The 1,017-nt window shown below is 65.2% G+C and carries 1 protein-coding gene and 1 pseudogene; both read left to right on the forward strand.

The window, feature by feature from the left end; all coding sequences use genetic code 11:
* Positions 1-697: pseudogene (gene sucA, locus B3T77_RS00915) on the forward strand (2-oxoglutarate dehydrogenase E1 component); the annotation flags it as partial.
* A gap of 41 nt (positions 698-738) precedes the next feature.
* On the forward strand, positions 739-1,017 hold a 279-nt coding region (locus B3T77_RS00920), incomplete at its 3' end, for a biotin/lipoyl-containing protein (protein WP_292076214.1).

Raw genomic sequence — 1,017 nt, forward strand, 5'->3', positions numbered from 1 at the left:
GCACGGCTATGAAGGCCAGGGACCGGAACACTCCTCGGCCCGTCTGGAGCGCTTCCTGCAACAGTGCGCCGAAGACAATATGCAGGTCGCCAACTGCACCACCCCGGCCAACTACTTCCACATCCTGCGTCGCCAGATGCACCGGCCGTTCCGCAAGCCGCTGATCCTGATGACGCCAAAGTCGCTGCTGCGTCACAAGAAGGCGGTCTCGTCCATGGCGGACCTGGCGGAGGGCTCGGCCTTCCACCGCGTCCTGCACGACGACGCCCAGACGCGGCCCGAGATCGCCGGCATCACGATCAAGGCGGACAAGGACATCCGACGCGTCATCCTGTGCTCGGGCAAGGTCTATTACGACCTGCTGGACGCGCGCGAGAAGAAGGCCAAGGACGGCCAGGCCGTGGACGACGTCTACATCCTGCGTCTGGAGCAGTTCTATCCGTGGCCGATCCAGTCGCTGCGGAAGGAACTGGCGCGCTTCCCCAACGCCGAACTGGTCTGGTGCCAGGAAGAACCGAAGAACATGGGCGGTTGGACCTTCGTGGATCCGTGGCTGGAGCTGACGCTGGACAAGCTGGACGTGAAGGCCAAGCGCGCCCGCTACGTCGGCCGTCCCGGCTCGGCCTCGACCGCCGCCGGTCTGATGAGCCGGCACCTGAAGGAACTCGAAGCCTTCACGACTGAAGCCTTCGCCTGATACACGTATAAAAGACCGACTAGAGACGAGCTGGACCTGACATGGCCGACATCCTGACCCCCGCCCTCGGTGAATCCGTCACCGAAGCCACCATCGCAAAGTGGACCAAGAAGGTCGGTGATCCGGTCAAGAAGGACGAACTGCTGGTCGAGCTGGAGACCGACAAGGTCTCGCTGGAAGTCGTCTCGCCCGCCGACGGCGTGCTGGGCGACATTAAGGCGGCCGAGGGCGACAATGTCGTTCCCGGCACGGTCCTGGGTTCGGTGACCGAGGGCGCGTCCGCCGCCGCCGCTCCGGCCGCTGCGCCCGCCGCTGCCCCT

The sequence above is a fragment of the Brevundimonas sp. UBA7838 genome (assembly GCF_002500885.1).
GTDB classification, from domain to species: domain Bacteria; phylum Pseudomonadota; class Alphaproteobacteria; order Caulobacterales; family Caulobacteraceae; genus Brevundimonas; species Brevundimonas vesicularis_C.